General features: G+C 67.0%; 14 protein-coding genes and 1 pseudogene. 14 read left to right on the top strand and 1 reads right to left on the bottom strand.

What is annotated here, in order from left to right:
- Positions 1 to 108 precede the first annotated feature (108 nt).
- The 4 genes from FFS27_RS00605 to FFS27_RS00590 all read left to right on the top strand — a co-directional run bounded on the left by FFS27_RS00605 (position 109) and on the right by FFS27_RS00590 (position 2,912).
- Positions 109 to 861 carry a segregation and condensation protein A gene (locus FFS27_RS00605; RefSeq protein ID WP_003130486.1) on the top strand — a complete coding sequence of 251 codons (753 nt, stop codon included), beginning with the start codon at positions 109 to 111 and terminating at the stop codon, positions 859 to 861.
- A gap of 144 nt (positions 862 to 1,005) precedes the next feature.
- The gene (gene scpB / locus FFS27_RS00600; protein ID WP_021265057.1) at positions 1,006 to 2,004 is read left to right on the top strand and encodes an SMC-Scp complex subunit ScpB; all 999 of its coding nucleotides are present in this window, start codon (positions 1,006 to 1,008) and stop codon (positions 2,002 to 2,004) included.
- Between the two features lie 80 nt (positions 2,005 to 2,084).
- Complete coding sequence (locus tag FFS27_RS00595) at positions 2,085 to 2,615, top strand: hypothetical protein (protein WP_003114836.1); 531 nt, start codon at positions 2,085 to 2,087, stop codon at positions 2,613 to 2,615.
- A gap of 114 nt (positions 2,616 to 2,729) precedes the next feature.
- Positions 2,730 to 2,912: a DUF1289 domain-containing protein gene (locus tag FFS27_RS00590; RefSeq protein ID WP_003091481.1), complete on the top strand. Its 183-nt coding sequence runs from the start codon at positions 2,730 to 2,732 to the stop codon at positions 2,910 to 2,912.
- 6 nt (positions 2,913 to 2,918) lie between these two features.
- Here FFS27_RS00590 and gap read toward each other — a convergent pair whose 3' ends face one another.
- Entirely contained in the window at positions 2,919 to 3,923 is a 1,005-nt protein-coding gene (gap, locus tag FFS27_RS00585) for a type I glyceraldehyde-3-phosphate dehydrogenase (protein ID WP_003091480.1), read from the bottom strand.
- 129 nt (positions 3,924 to 4,052) lie between these two features.
- Between gap and edd the strand changes: the two genes are divergently transcribed.
- From edd to FFS27_RS00535, 10 genes and pseudogenes are all read left to right on the top strand, one after another.
- Complete coding sequence (gene edd, locus FFS27_RS00580; protein WP_003091478.1) at positions 4,053 to 5,879, top strand: phosphogluconate dehydratase; 1,827 nt, start codon at positions 4,053 to 4,055, stop codon at positions 5,877 to 5,879.
- Positions 5,880 to 5,981: 102 nt separating this feature from the next.
- Complete coding sequence (locus tag FFS27_RS00575) at positions 5,982 to 6,977, top strand: glucokinase (RefSeq protein WP_003114838.1); 996 nt, start codon at positions 5,982 to 5,984, stop codon at positions 6,975 to 6,977.
- Positions 6,978 to 7,011: 34 nt separating this feature from the next.
- Positions 7,012 to 7,740, top strand: a complete 729-nt coding sequence (gene gltR, locus FFS27_RS00570; RefSeq protein ID WP_003091475.1) for a two-component system response regulator GltR — start codon at positions 7,012 to 7,014, stop codon at positions 7,738 to 7,740.
- Positions 7,741 to 7,763: 23 nt separating this feature from the next.
- Positions 7,764 to 9,185 carry a two-component system sensor histidine kinase GtrS gene (gene gtrS, locus FFS27_RS00565; protein ID WP_003130488.1) on the top strand — a complete coding sequence of 474 codons (1,422 nt, stop codon included), beginning with the start codon at positions 7,764 to 7,766 and terminating at the stop codon, positions 9,183 to 9,185.
- Positions 9,186 to 9,242: 57 nt separating this feature from the next.
- On the top strand, positions 9,243 to 9,596 hold the full coding sequence (locus tag FFS27_RS00560; protein WP_306341326.1) for an endonuclease domain-containing protein: 354 nt from the start codon (positions 9,243 to 9,245) through the stop codon (positions 9,594 to 9,596).
- A gap of 113 nt (positions 9,597 to 9,709) precedes the next feature.
- Positions 9,710 to 10,972: an ABC transporter substrate-binding protein gene (locus tag FFS27_RS00555; RefSeq protein ID WP_003091472.1), complete on the top strand. Its 1,263-nt coding sequence runs from the start codon at positions 9,710 to 9,712 to the stop codon at positions 10,970 to 10,972.
- 100 nt (positions 10,973 to 11,072) lie between these two features.
- Entirely contained in the window at positions 11,073 to 12,005 is a 933-nt protein-coding gene (locus tag FFS27_RS00550) for a carbohydrate ABC transporter permease (protein WP_003091471.1), read from the top strand.
- On the top strand, positions 11,998 to 12,843 hold the full coding sequence (locus tag FFS27_RS00545; RefSeq protein WP_003111072.1) for a carbohydrate ABC transporter permease: 846 nt from the start codon (positions 11,998 to 12,000) through the stop codon (positions 12,841 to 12,843). Before FFS27_RS00550 ends, FFS27_RS00545 begins: the two co-directional genes overlap by 8 nt.
- Before the next feature lie 32 nt (positions 12,844 to 12,875).
- Positions 12,876 to 14,036, top strand: coding sequence for an ABC transporter ATP-binding protein (locus FFS27_RS00540; RefSeq protein ID WP_003452792.1), 1,161 nt, complete (start codon positions 12,876 to 12,878; stop codon positions 14,034 to 14,036).
- Between the two features lie 43 nt (positions 14,037 to 14,079).
- A pseudogene (locus tag FFS27_RS00535) lies at positions 14,080 to 14,300 on the top strand (porin); the annotation flags it as partial.

Genomic DNA, 14,300 nt, shown 5'->3' with positions numbered 1-14,300 from the left:
ACCCCTCCAGCCGAACCCGCCGCCGAGCGGGTGCCGCTGCAACTGGCGCTGGTCTACGGCGAGGCGGTCACCGAGCTGCCGCAGGACCTCTATATCCCGCCGGACGCGCTGGAGGTCTTCCTCGAGGCCTTCGAGGGCCCGCTCGACCTGCTGCTGTACCTGATCCGCAAGCAGAACATCGACATCCTGGATATCCCGGTGGCGGAAATCACCCGCCAGTACATGGGCTATGTCGAGCTGATGAAGGCGGTGCGCCTGGAGCTGGCCGCCGAGTACCTGGTGATGGCGGCGATGCTGGCGGAGATCAAGTCGCGCATGTTGCTGCCGCGCTCGGCGGAAGCCGAGGAGGAAGAGGACGATCCACGGGCCGAGCTGATCCGCCGCCTGCAAGAGTACGAACGGTTCAAGAAGGCCGCCGAAGACCTCGACGAACTGCCCCGGGTCGGCCGCGACGTGCTGGTGCCGGCGGTGGCTGCTCCCGAGGCGCGGGCGCGCAAGCTGCTGCCGGAGCTGGCGCTGCAGGAGCTGATGCTGGTGATGGGCGAGATGCTGCGCCGCGCCGACCTGTTCGAGAGCCACCAGGTGACCCGCGAGGTACTGTCCACCCGCGAACGCATGAGCGAAGTGCTGGAGCGCCTGAAAGGCGGCGCCTTCGTGCCCTTCATCCAGTTGTTCACCCTGGAGGAGGGCAAGCTCGGCGTGGTGGTCACCTTCATGGCGATCCTCGAACTGGTCAAGGAGCAGATGGTGGAACTGGTGCAGAACGAGGCTTTCGGCGCCATCCATGTGCGCCTGCGGATAGCCCGCGAAGCGGAGGAAGGCGAAACCCTGGAGGAAGCCCTGGAAGACGATTTCGAGTGAGCGCGCCGCGCCGCTGGCCGTTCGTCCCCCTGCGGACGGTCGCCTTTTCCGAGCTTCCGGCTTCGCTCCCTCCCGTGGCCTGTTAAGCTGCATGCCCGATTCCGCTATCTTTCCCTCTTCCTGGCTCCGGTATCCGTTGCGACGATGAACCTGTCCGATCCCCACGAACTCGCCACCCTGCTCGAAGGCATCCTCCTCGCGGCCGGCAAGCCGCTGTCGCTGGAACGCCTGGCCGAGCTGTTCGACGAGGCAGAGCGGCCGGAGCCGGGGCAGTTCCGCGACGCCCTGGCGATCCTGGCACTGTCCTGCGCAGGGCGCTCCTTCGAGCTGAAGGAAGTCGCGTCCGGGTATCGCCTGCAGATTCGCGAGCGTTTCTCGCCGTGGGTCGGCCGCCTCTGGGAGGAGCGTCCGCAGCGCTATTCGCGCGCGCTCCTGGAAACCCTGGTGCTGATCGCCTACCGCCAGCCGATCACCCGTGGCGAGATCGAGGAGATCCGCGGCGTGGCGGTGAACACCCAGATCGTCAAGACGCTGATGGAGCGGGAGTGGATCCGCATCGTTGGCTACCGCGAGGTGCCGGGGCGCCCGGCGATGCTGGCGACTACCAAGGCGTTCCTCGATTATTTCAACCTGAAGAGCCTCGACGAGCTGCCGCCGCTGTCGGCGCTGCGCGAGATGGAGCCCGAGCCGGAACCGCCGGTCGAAGTGGCGCCCGCGGCGCAGCCGCCGCGCGACGATCTCGACGAGGATGCGATTCCCGCCTCGATCCAGGCCCTGGCCGATCGCGCCATCGCCGAGGCCGGGGAAAGCCTCGAGGAGATCGAGGGCGAGGCCGGCGAGCCGGAGAAACCGCGCGAGGAAACCAGCTTCCGCAGCCTGCTGCTGGAACTGGACGAGATGGAGCAGGGCCTGAAGACCGACTTCGACGACCTGCTCGACCCTCCGGAGCCCTCGGAGCAGAGCGACGAGTCCGCCGAGCCAGCGGCTGGGCCGATTCCCGTGGTCGCGGAGCAAGCCGTCGAGCCTGCCGTCGCGGAGGCTGTCGCGGGCGCCGATCCCGATGACGAGGAGCGCGCCCTGGCGGAGGCCATGCGCGAGGAGCGCGAGGCACTGGACGCCGACGACGACTGGCCGCGCCGCTGACCGTCGTTCCACCCTGTAGAATTCATCCGGCCGCGCCGGCGAGGCCGGCCCGCTCCGTTTCATCGACCCTGGAACTCCCCATGAAAGAGACCCTGAACGAACTGATCACCCTCATCAGCACCGGCTGCATGGGCGCCGAGGAGATCCGGCGGATCGCCGACGAGGCGGCCCAGGCCTACGCCGATCCGGCAGGGTTCCTCGCCGCCAACCCGGACATCAACTACGACGACAGCTTCCCGATCCCGCTCGGCGAGTGGGTGGTGGTCGGTAGCCTGCCGGATATCGTGCTGTTCCAGGCCGATACCTATGCCGAGCTGTTCGCCCGGATCGTCGCCTCCTTCGGCAAGGACGTGGCGTTCAACATCAAGCCGAAGCAGTTGCTCAAGACCGAGCCGCTGGTCGCCCTCAACCGTATCCAGGTGCAACTGAGCAGCATGTATCCGGAAAAGGGCGGCTACGTGCTGGTGGATTTCAGCGAGCCGCTGGACGACGAGTTGCAGGCGGTGCTGGTCTATACCCAGGACCTGCCGCGGGTCATGGCGCTCTGCGTCGAGGCCGGCATCTATGCCGCGCCTGCCTACGAAAGCCTGCGCGACGCCGAGGCCGAGTGACCGCGGGCCGCTCGATCGGCCCGATAGTCATTCCCTCCTGGACGCCGGCCCACCGCCTGTCGTGAAGTGACGGGCGAGGACCGGTTGCGGTCCGCGCCGAAAAAGGGGGAACGCTTGAAAAGTCCTTGCATCAATATCTGTGAGTTCGATGCCGACGTGTGCCGCGGCTGCGGGCGTACGCGCCAGGAAATCCGTGCCTGGAAGCGCGCGGACAAGGCCGAGCAGCGACTGATCCTCGCCGAGGCCGACCTGCGCCTGCTGGCGTTGCAGGCGCGCGGTCGGCGCAAGTTCCGCTGAGGCGCGTCAGTCGCGGGCGGCGGCCAGCGCCAGGGCGCTGTCCAGCATGCGGTTGGAGAAGCCCCACTCGTTGTCGTACCAGGCCATCGCCTTGACCAGCCGGCCGCTGACCTTGGTGTGGTTGGCGTCGAAGATCGACGAGCGCGGGTCGTGATTGAAATCCACCGACACCAGCGGCTGGGTGTTGTAGCCGAGCACCGGAGAGCCCTCGCTGGCCTCGCGCAGCAGGCGGTTGACCTCGTCTACGCTGGTATCCCGGGCCACCTGCACGGTGAGATCGACCAGCGACACGTTGATCACCGGCACCCGCACCGCCAGGCCGGTAAGCTTGCCGGCGAGTTCCGGCAGGACCAGGCCGACCGCCTCGGCGGCGCCGGTCTTGGTGGGGATCATCGACTGGGTCGCCGAACGTGCGCGGTACAGGTCCGGGTGGTACACGTCGGAGAGGTTCTGGTCGTTGGTGTAGGCATGGATGGTGGTCATCAGGCCGTGCTCGATGCCCAGCTCGCGATGCAGCACCTGGGCCACCGGTGCCAGGCAGTTGGTGGTGCAGGAGGCGTTCGAGACGATCCGATGGGAGGCGCGCAGCACCTCGTGGTTGACGCCGTAGACCACGGTGGCGTCGACGTCCTTGCCGGGCGCCGAGATCAGCACCTTGCCGGCGCCGGCCTGCAGGTGGGCGGCGGCTTTGTCGCGGCTGGTGAAGAGCCCCGTGCACTCGAGCACGATGTCCACGCCGAGGCTCTTCCAGGGCAGTTCCGCCGGGTTGCGGATGGCGCTGACGGCGATGCGGTCGCCCATCACCCGCAGGCTTTCGGCATCGTGCTCGACCTCGCCGGGAAAGCGTCCATGGACGCTGTCGTACTGGAACAGGTGGGCGTTGACCGCGGCGTCGCCGAGGTCATTGATCGCCACTACCTGCAACTGTTCGCGGTAGTGGCCGGTATACAGGGCGCGAAGAACGTTTCGGCCGATGCGACCGAAGCCGTTGATGGCCAGGCGGATAGTCATAATGAGGTCGTCTCTTTTCTATTGTTGTGGTAAAAACCATTACATTTCGTCAAGAAAGAAAAGTAAACATCCTTCAACCGATGATTATGTTGTAAAAACAACAATTGATAGTCTGTAGGAGAATCTGCCATGCACCCTCGTGTGCTCGAAGTCACCCGCCGCATCCAGGCCCGTAGCGCGGCCACTCGCCAACGCTACCTCGAGATGGTCAGGGCGGCGGCCAGCAAGGGGCCGCACCGCGGCACCCTGCCGTGCGGCAACCTCGCCCACGGGGTCGCGGCCTGTGGCGAAAGCGACAAGCAGACCCTGCGGCTGATGAACCAGGCCAACGTGGCCATCGTTTCCGCCTACAACGACATGCTCTCGGCGCACCAGCCGTTCGAGCGCTTTCCGGGGCTTATAAAACAGGCGCTGCACGAGATCGGTTCGGTCGGCCAGTTCGCCGGCGGCGTGCCGGCCATGTGCGACGGGGTGACCCAGGGCGAGCCGGGCATGGAACTGTCGCTGGCCAGCCGCGACGTGATCGCCATGTCCACCGCCATCGCGCTGTCTCACAACATGTTCGATGCGGCGCTGTGCCTGGGCGTCTGCGACAAGATCGTGCCGGGCCTGCTGATCGGCTCGCTGCGCTTCGGCCACCTGCCCACCGTGTTCGTCCCGGCCGGGCCGATGCCGACCGGCATCTCCAACAAGGAAAAGGCCGCGGTGCGCCAACTGTTCGCCGAGGGCAAGGCCACTCGCGAAGAGCTGCTGGCCTCGGAAATGGCCTCCTATCATGCACCCGGCACCTGCACCTTCTATGGCACCGCCAATACCAACCAGTTGCTGGTGGAGGTGATGGGCCTGCACTTGCCCGGTGCCTCCTTCGTCAACCCGAACACCCCGCTGCGCGACGAACTCACCCGCGAAGCGGCACGCCAGGCCAGCCGGCTGACCCCCGAGAACGGCAACTACGTACCGATGGCGGAGATCGTCGACGAGAAGGCCATCGTCAACTCGGTGGTGGCGCTGCTCGCCACCGGCGGCTCGACCAACCACACCCTGCACCTGCTGGCGATCGCCCAGGCGGCGGGCATCCAGTTGACCTGGCAGGACATGTCCGAGCTGTCCCATGTGGTGCCGACCCTGGCGCGCATCTATCCGAACGGCCAGGCCGACATCAACCACTTCCAGGCGGCCGGCGGCATGTCCTTCCTGATCCGCCAACTGCTCGACGGCGGGCTGCTTCACGAGGACGTACAGACCGTCGCCGGCCCCGGCCTGCGCCGCTACACCCGCGAGCCGTTCCTCGAGGATGGCCGGCTGGTCTGGCGCGAAGGGCCGGAACGGAGTCTCGACGAAGCCATCCTGCGTCCGCTGGACAAGCCGTTCTCCGCCGAAGGCGGCTTGCGCCTGATGGAGGGCAACCTCGGTCGCGGCGTGATGAAGGTCTCGGCGGTGGCGCCGGAACACCAGGTGGTCGAGGCGCCGGTACGGATCTTCCACGACCAGGCCAGCCTGGCCGCGGCCTTCAAGGCCGGCGAGCTGGAGCGCGACCTGGTCGCCGTGGTGCGTTTCCAGGGCCCGCGGGCGAACGGCATGCCGGAGCTGCACAAGCTCACGCCGTTCCTCGGGGTCCTGCAGGATCGTGGCTTCAAGGTGGCGCTGGTCACCGACGGGCGCATGTCCGGGGCGTCGGGCAAGGTGCCCGCGGCCATCCATGTGAGTCCGGAAGCCATCGCCGGCGGTCCCCTGGCGCGCCTGCGCGACGGCGACCGGGTACGGGTGGATGGGGTGAACGGCGAGTTGCGGGTGCTGGTCGACGACGCCGAATGGCAGGCGCGCAGCCTGGAGCCGGCGCCGCAGGACGGCAATCTCGGTTGCGGCCGCGAGCTGTTCGCCTTCATGCGCAACGCCATGAGCAGCGCGGAAGAGGGTGCCTGCAGCTTTACCGAGAGCCTCAACGGCTGGCGCTGATTCTGATAGGTCGATGTCCGCCGGCGCTTGGCTGGCGGCTGTCTCTCCGGCAACATCTGCCGACCGTCCCGCCCTGGCGCGGGGCATTGCGGTTCAACGACGATGAATAACGACAACAAGAGAAGCGCCGGCGGCCTCGGCCTGGTCGGCGATATCGGCGGCACCAATGCGCGTTTCGCGCTCTGGCGCGGGCAGCGCCTGGAATCCATCGAGGTGCTCGCCTGCGCCGACTACCCACGGCCTGAACTGGCCGTGCGCGACTACCTGGCGCGGATCGGCGAATCGGTGGCGAACATCGACTCGGTCTGCCTGGCCTGCGCCGGTCCGGTTGGGGCGGCGGATTTCCGTTTCACCAACAACCACTGGGTGATCAATCGCGCCGCGTTCCGCGAGGAGCTGGGGCTGGATCACCTGCTGCTGGTCAACGACTTCAGCACCATGGCCTGGGCCGCCTCGCGGCTGGGCGCGGACGAGCTGGTGCAGGTCCGGGCCGGCAGCGCCCAGGCGGATCGCGCCCGGCTGATCATCGGTCCCGGCACCGGCCTTGGCGTCGGCAGCCTGCTGCCGCTGGGCGGGGGACGTTGGGAAGTGCTGCCCTGCGAGGGCGGGCATGTCGACCTGCCGGTCACTTCGCCGCGCGACTTCGCGCTCTGGCAGGGCCTGCAGGCGCGCTACGGACACGTCTCCGCCGAGCGCGCACTGTCCGGCAACGGCCTGCTCGCCCTCTATGAAATCAGCTGTGCCCTGGACGGGGTCGCCGTCCGCGCGAGCAGTGCGGCGGAAGTCGGTGCCCTGGCCATGGCCGGCGACGCCCAGGCGGACGCCGTGCTGGAGCACTTCTTCCTGTGGCTGGCGCGGGTCGCCGGCAACGCGGTGCTCACCGTCGGCGCGCTCGGTGGCGTCTACATTACCGGCGGCATCGTCCCGCGTTTCCTCGAGCGCTTCATCGCCAGCGGTTTCGCCGAGGCCTTCGCCAGCCGTGGCAAGACCAGTGGCGCTTACCTGCAGGACGTACCGGTGTGGGTCATGACCGCCGAACATCCGGGCCTGCTCGGCGCCGGCGTCGCCCTGCAGCAGGCCCTGGACGCCGAGGGCTGAGTCGGCGTCGAGCAACCGCATAAGGAGGAGCCTCGTGAGCGCGAACGGACGATCGATCCTGCTGGTGGACGATGACCAGGAGATCCGCGAATTGCTGGAGACCTACCTGAGCCGCGCCGGCTTCCAGGTCCGCAGCGTCTCGCGGGGCGCCGACTTCCGCCAGGCGCTGTGCGAGGAGGAGGCGAGCCTGGCGATCCTCGACGTGATGCTGCCGGACGAGGACGGCTTCAGCCTCTGTCGCTGGATTCGCTCCCACCAGCGCCTGGCCTGCATGCCGATCATCATGCTCACCGCCAGTTCCGACGAGGCCGACCGGGTGATCGGCCTGGAACTGGGCGCCGACGACTACCTGGGCAAGCCGTTCAGCCCGCGCGAGCTGCTGGCGCGGATCAAGGCCCTGCTGCGCCGCGCGCAGTTCACCCAGGTGCGCGGTGGCGACGTACTGGCCTTCGAGGACTGGCGACTGGACACGGTCAGCCACCGGCTGTTCCACGAGGACGGCGAGGAGTTCTTCCTCAGCGGCGCGGATTTCGCCCTGCTCAAGCTGTTCCTCGACCATCCGCAGCAGATCCTCGACCGCGACACCATCGCCAACGCCACCCGCGGCCGCGAGGTGCTGCCGCTGGAGCGCATCGTCGACATGGCGGTCAGCCGCCTGCGCCAGCGCCTGCGCGACACCGGCAAGGCGCCGCGGCTGATCCAGACCGTGCGCGGCAGTGGCTACCTGCTGGCGGCGCAGGTGCGGCCGCACCTGCAGCCATGAGCGAACGGCGGCGCTGGTCGCCGGTGCCGCGCTCGCTGCTCGGGCGCATGCTGCTCCTGACCCTGCTCGCGGTGCTGGTCGCGCAAGGGCTTTCCAGCCTGTTCTGGCTGTCGCACCTGCGCTCCAGCCAGCGCGAGGGCCTGCTCACCAGCTCGCGCAGCCTGGCCTACTCGATGGCGGCCAGCGTCAGCTACTTCCGTTCCCTGCCGCTCGGCTACCGTCCGCTGGTGCTCGACCAGTTGCGCAGCATGGGCGGTACGCGCTTCTTCGTCTCGCTGAACGACCGGCCGCTGGAGATGCGTGCCCTGCCGGACACGCCGAACAAGCAGGCGGTGCTGGAGATCGTCCAGGACGTGTTGCATCAACGCCTGGGCAAGGAGGTCGAGCTGCAGGTCGAATTCGTCAGTCCCGACGAGCTGCGCCTGTTCAACGGCGCGCTGAAGCTCGACGAGCTGCCGCGTTCCTGGGCGCACTACGCGCTGACCCTGGAGCCGGTGAACCCGCCGGTGCTGGTGACCCAGATCCGCATCGGCGACAGCGAGTGGCTGTACATCGCCAGCCTGATGCCGGCGCCGTACGTCAGCCTGGAACCCGAGGGACTGCAACCGCAGCAGGTGCTCTCGATCGTTTTCACCAGCCTGTTGCTGCTGCTTTTCACCGGCTTGCTGATGCATTGGCAGAGCCGTCCGCTCAAGCGCCTGGCGCGCGCCGCCCGCGACCTGGCCCTGGGCAGTCCGTCGGCAGCGCTGGAGGAACGCGGCGCCAGCGAACTGGTGGAGGTGGCGCGCGCCTTCAACACCATGCACGAGCGCATCGACCGTTACCTGAACGAGCGCGGGCAGTTGTTCAGCGCCATTTCCCACGACCTGCGCACGCCGATCACCCGCCTGCGCCTGCGGGTAGAACTCCTCGAGGACGAGCGCTTGCAGGAGAAGTTCGGGCGCGACCTGGACGAGCTGGAACTGCTGGTGAAGGGCGCGCTGCAGTGCGTGAAGGACACCGATATCCACGAGAACGTCGAGCCGGTCGACCTTAACCTGTTGCTCCAGCACATCGCCGAGCCCTACCTGGCCGATGGCCGGGTGGAGGTCGTCGGTCGCGCCGCGGAGCCTTATCCGGGCAAGCCCCTGGCGCTCAAGCGCTGTATCGGCAACCTGCTGGACAATGCGCTGAAATACGGCGAACGCGCCCGCCTGAGCCTGGAGGACGGGCCGGAAGCGGTGGTGCTGCACGTCGACGACGACGGCCCCGGCGTGCCCGAGCAGCGCCTGGAACAGATCTTCGAGCCGCGCTTCCGCCTGTCTCCGCGAGGGCAGGGCTACGGGCTGGGCCTGGGCATCGCGCGCAACATCGCGCACACCCATGGCGGCGAAGTCAGTTTGCAGAACCGTCGCGAGGGCGGCCTGCGGGTCAGCCTGCGCTTGCCGCGCCTGGGGCTGGAGTGATGGGCTGGCCTGCCGGGCCCTTGAACGAGGCAGGTAGGCACGAGGTTCTCCCGCGTTCTGTGGCAGCGGCAGACAGAGGCGGAGCGGGCGCTATGGCAGTGTTTGCGCGGGCATCGATTGCTCGGGCTGAAGTTTCGTCGGCAGAAGGTTCTCGGGCCGTACATCGTCGATTTCGTCTGTCATGAGCGGATGCTGGTGATCGAACTGAATGGCGGGCAGCATGTGGGTTCGCCGGCCGATGCCTGGCTGGAGAGCCGGGGTCCAGGGTACTGCGGTTCTGGAACGACAGCGTGCTGGCGCGCAGGGAGGTGGTGCTGGAGGTCATTCTCGTGTTGTAGGAGGTTTCTGTCGCGAAACCGCCTTGCCGAGTTCAAGTCCAGATTTTCCTGCTCTGCCTCAATCCCAATGTAACCACTCCGTGACAAACCCGGATCGCTTCGTTACCCGCGACGCAGAACGCTTGAATAGACTCGAAGCATTGCAAGCGCAGACTTGCTCCGAATAACAAGAAGAAGGTTTTCCTCATGAATGCGATCCGTCGCCTCTCTGCCGTCATCTGTCTTTCCTCCCTCTGTCTCTCCCCGCTGCTGGCCCAGGCCGGCGAAGTCGAAGTGCTGCACTGGTGGACCTCCGCCGGCGAGAAGCGCGCCGCCGAAACCCTGAAGAAGCTGGTCGAAGCCAAGGGCCACACCTGGAAGGACTTCGCCGTGGCCGGCGGTGGCGGCGAGGCGGCGATGACCGTGCTGAAGACCCGCGCGGTGTCCGGCAATCCGCCGGCCGCGGCGCAGATCAAGGGGCCGGATATCCAGGAGTGGGGCGAACTGGGCCTGCTCGCCGACCTCAACGCGGTGGCCGCCGAAGGCAAGTGGGACAGCCTGCTGCCGAAGCAGGTGGCGCAGATCATGAAGTACGACGGCGACTACGTAGCAGTGCCGATCAACGTACACCGGGTCAACTGGCTCTACATCAACCCGGAAGTGTTCAAGAAGGCCGGCGCCACCCCGCCGACCACCCTCGACGAACTGTTCGTCGCCGCCGACAAGCTCAAGGCCGCCGGTTTCACGCCGCTGGCCCATGGCAGCCAACCGTGGCAGGACGGCACCGTGTTCGAGAACCTGGTGCTGAGCAAGATGGGTCCGGAAGGCTATCGCAAGGCCTTCGTCGAACAGGACAAGGCGACCCTCACCGGAGCGCAGATGGTCGAGGTGTTCGCCGCGCTGAAGAAGCTCCGCGGCTACGTCGATGCCGACGCCGCCGGTCGCGAATGGAGCGCCGCCACGGCGATGGTGATCAACGGCAAGGCCGGGATGCAGATCATGGGCGACTGGGCGAAGAGCGAATTCACCGCCGCCGGCAAGGTGCCGGGCAAGGACTACCAGTGCCTGCCGTTCCCCGGCACGCAGAAGGCCTTCGACTACAACATCGACTCGCTGGTGATGTTCAAGCTGAGCAACGCGGAGAACCGCAAGGCCCAGGAAGACCTGGCGCGCAGCGTGCTCGATCCGTCCTTCCAGAAGGACTTCAACCTCAACAAGGGCTCCATCCCGGTTCGCCTGGACGCCGACATGGCGCCGTTCGACAGTTGCGCCCAGCAGTCGATGAAGGACTTCAAGCAGGCTTCCCAGGACGGCAACCTGGTGCCGAGCATGGCCCACAGCATGGCCGCTTCCAGCTACGTGCAGGGGGCGATCTTCGACGTGGTGACCAACTTCTTCAACGACCCCGCCGCGGACCCGCAGAAGGCCGCCCAGCAACTGGCGGCCGCCATCGAGGCGGCGGCGCAGTAAGTCCCTGGCGCGGAGCCCGGCCTGGGCTCCGCTCGATCCTCCCGACTGGTTCCGTGCCGCCGTGCGGCACGGGTGGGTTCCTTCGCACGCGAGAAAACGCATGGCGACCAATTCCCCTGTCTATCCCACGGCTCCGGTAGCGCCTCGTCGCGTCTCGCCGCTCGATCGCCTGCAAGGCTGGCTGCCGAAGCTGGTGCTGGCGCCAAGCGTGGTCGTGGTGCTGTTCTGCATGTATGGCTACATCGGCTGGACGCTGCTGCTGTCCTTCACCAACTCGCGCTTCATGCCCAGCTACAAGTGGGCCGGGCTGAGCCAGTACCAGCGCCTGTGGGACAACGACCGCTGGTGGGTGGCGAGCAAGAACCTGCTGCTCTTCGGCGGCTCGTTCATCGCCATCTGCCTGGTGCTCGGGGTGTTCCTCGCGGTGCTGCTGGACCAGCGCATCCGCCGCGAAGGCTTCATCCGCACCCTCTACCTGTATCCCATGGCGTTGTCGATGATCGTCACCGGCACCGCCTGGAAGTGGCTGCTCAATCCAGGCCTGGGCCTGGACAAGCTGCTCCGCGACTGGGGCTGGGAAGGTTTCCGCTTCGACTGGCTGGTGGACCCGGAGCGGGTCGTCTACTGCCTGGTGATCGCCGCCGTGTGGCAGGCCTCCGGCTTCGTCATGGCGCTGTTCCTCGCCGGCCTGCGCGGGGTCGACCCGGCCATCGTGCGCGCCGCCCAGGTCGACGGTGCGAGCCTGCCGACCATCTACCTGCGCATCGTCCTGCCGAGCCTGCGCCCGGTGTTCTTCAGCGCGCTGATGATCCTCGCCCATATCGCGATCAAGAGCTTCGACCTGGTAGCGGCGATGACCGCCGGCGGGCCGGGTTATTCCTCCGACCTGCCGGCGATGTTCATGTATGCGCATACCTTCACCCGTGGCCAGATGGGGCTCGGCGCGGCGAGCGCGATGCTGATGCTCGGCGCGGTGCTGGCGATCGTGGTGCCTTACCTGTATTCCGAACTGCGAGGCAAGCGCCATGCGTGACGCGTCCCTGAACCCGACCTTCAGCGTCAGCCGCCTGGCCGTGCACCTGACCCTCTGGGGCGCCTGCGCGCTTTACCTGGTGCCGCTGCTGGTGATGCTGCTGACCAGCTTCAAGACGCCGGACGACATCCGCACCGGCAACCTGCTGTCGCTGCCCGACACCTTCACCGTCATCGGCTGGCTCAAGGCCTGGGACAGCGTCGGCGCGTTCTTCTGGAACTCGGTGCTGATCACCGTGCCCGGCGTGCTGATCTCCACCTTCATCGGCGCGTTGAACGGCTACGTGCTGTCGATGTGGCGCTTCCGCGGTTCCCAGCTGTTCTTCGGCGCGCTGTTGTTCGGCTGCTTCCTGCCGTTCCAGGTGATCCTCCTGCCGATGTCCTTCACCCTCGGCAAGCTCGGCCTGGCCAATACCACCAGTGGCCTGGTGCTGGTCCACGTGATCTACGGCCTGGCCTTCACCACGCTGTTCTTCCGCAACTATTTCGTGGCGATCCCGGATGCCCTGGTCAAGGCCGCGCGCCTGGACGGCGCCGGTTTCTTCACCATCTTCCTGCGCATCCTGCTGCCGATGTCCACGCCCATCGTGATGGTCTGCCTGATCTGGCAGTTCACCCAGATCTGGAACGACTTCCTGTTCGGCGTGGTGTTCGCCAGCGGCGATTCGCAACCGATCACCGTGGCCCTGAACAACCTGGTGAACATCACCACCGGGGTCAAGGAATACAACGTCGACATGGCCGCGGCGATGATCGCCGCGCTGCCCACGCTGGTGGTCTACGTACTGGCCGGCAAGTACTTCGTGCGCGGCCTCACCGCCGGCGCCGTGAAAGGCTGAGACGGGTCGCTGACCCCGGAGACGAACGAAACATGGCAACCCTCGAACTGCGCAACCTGCACAAGAGCTACGGCAGCGGCCTGGCCGATACCCTCAGGGACATCCGGCTGAAGATCGACTCCGGCGAATTCCTGATCCTCGTCGGCCCCTCGGGCTGCGGCAAGTCGACCCTGATGAACTGCATCGCCGGGCTGGAGAGCATCACCGGCGGTGCGATCCTGGTGGACGGCCAGGACATCAGCGGCATGAGCCCCAAGGACCGCGACATCGCCATGGTCTTCCAGTCCTACGCCCTGTACCCGACCATGAGCGTGCGCGAGAACATCGCCTTCGGTCTGAAGATCCGCAAGATGCCCCAGGCCGCCATCGACGAGGAGGTGGCGCGGGTGGCCAGGCTGTTGCAGATCGAGCACCTGCTCGAACGCAAGCCCTCGCAGCTCTCCGGCGGCCAGCAGCAGCGGGTGGCCATGGGCCGGGCGCTGGCGCGGCGGCCCAAGGTCTACCTGTTCGACGAGCCGCTGTCCAACCTCGATGCCAAGCTGCGGGTGGAAATGCGCACCGAGCTGAAGCTGATGCACCAGCGGCTGAAGACCACGACCGTGTATGTCACCCACGACCAGATCGAGGCCATGACCCTCGGCGACAAGGTGGCGGTGATGAAGGACGGCGTCATCCAGCAGTTCGGCACGCCGCAGCAGATCTACAACGACCCGGCCAACCTGTTCGTCGCCAGCTTCATCGGTTCGCCGCCGATGAATTTCATTCCGTTGCGCCTGCAGCGCCGGGACGGACGCTGGACCGGCCTGCTCGATAGCGGCCAGGACCGTATCGAACTGCCGCTGAGCCTGGAGCCCGGCCTGGAGGAGGGGCGCGAGCTGATCCTCGGCGTACGACCGGAGCAGATCGCCCTGGGCGATGGCAGCGCTGCCCATGACCTGCGTACCGAGGTCGAGGTGCTCGAACCGACCGGGCCGGACACCCTGGTCTTCGTCACCGTCAACCAGGTCAAGGTCTGTTGCCGCCTGGCGCCGGACGTCGCGCCGGCCGCGGGCAGTGGCATGAGCCTGCGCTTCGATCCCGCGCGGGTCCTGCTGTTCGACGCGCAGAGCGGCGAGCGCGTGGCCGTGCGCACGGCGGGCGCGGCAGCGGAGAAGGTCACCGCGTTGAACGGCAATCGCCAGAAGAACTCCTGAATCCTTTCGTACTGCCTAGACCACAACCACGAGGACGCTGGAAATGTACAAGAACAAGAAAACCAGACCGGCCGCCAGGACCGTTGGCTGCCTGTTTGCCCTTGGAGCGCTGGGCTTGGGGAGCGCGGCGCACGCCGCCGAGGCGTTCTCCCCGAACTCGAAATGGATGCTCGGCGACTGGGGCGGCAAGCGCACCGAGCTGCTGGAGAAGGGCTACGACTTCAAGCTGGAGTATGTCGGCGAGGCGGCGGCCAACCTCGACGG

This window comes from Pseudomonas sp. 2VD (assembly GCF_005503585.1).
In the GTDB taxonomy this organism is placed as follows: Bacteria; Pseudomonadota; Gammaproteobacteria; order Pseudomonadales; family Pseudomonadaceae; genus Pseudomonas; species Pseudomonas aeruginosa.
The sequence above is the reverse complement of the archived record's forward strand: the minus strand, read 5'-3'. Positions and strand labels throughout refer to the sequence as shown.